The organism is Pseudomonas brassicacearum (assembly GCF_003732265.1).
GTDB lineage: Bacteria > Pseudomonadota > Gammaproteobacteria > Pseudomonadales > Pseudomonadaceae > Aquipseudomonas > Aquipseudomonas brassicacearum_D.
This window is the reverse complement of record NZ_MOBK01000172.1, coordinates 1-299: the sequence shown is the minus strand read 5'-3', so window position 1 is coordinate 299 and position 299 is coordinate 1. Positions and strand designations below refer to the sequence as shown.

General features: G+C 63.2%; 1 pseudogene. It reads left to right on the top strand.

Annotation, left to right across the window (positions count from 1 at the left end):
- A pseudogene (locus BK660_RS30650) lies at positions 1-299 on the top strand (efflux transporter periplasmic adaptor subunit); the annotation flags it as partial.

Sequence of the window (299 nt, the reverse complement as noted above, 5' to 3'; positions counted from 1 at the left end):
GACCCTGCTGGTGTTGGCCCTGGCGTTGTGGATCGGCCGCACGTTGTGGGAGCACTACATGAACACGCCGTGGACCCGCGATGGCCGGGTTCGCGCCGACATCATCAACGTCGCCGCCGACGTCACTGGCGAAGTGATCGATGTGCCGGTGCGCGACAACCAACTGGTGAAGAAGGGCGATTTGCTCATGCAGATCGACCCCGAGCATTACCGTATCGCGGTCAAACAAGCGCAGTCGCTGGTGGCTTCGCGCAAGTCGACGTGGGAGATGCGCAAGGTCAATGCCCATCGCCGCGCCG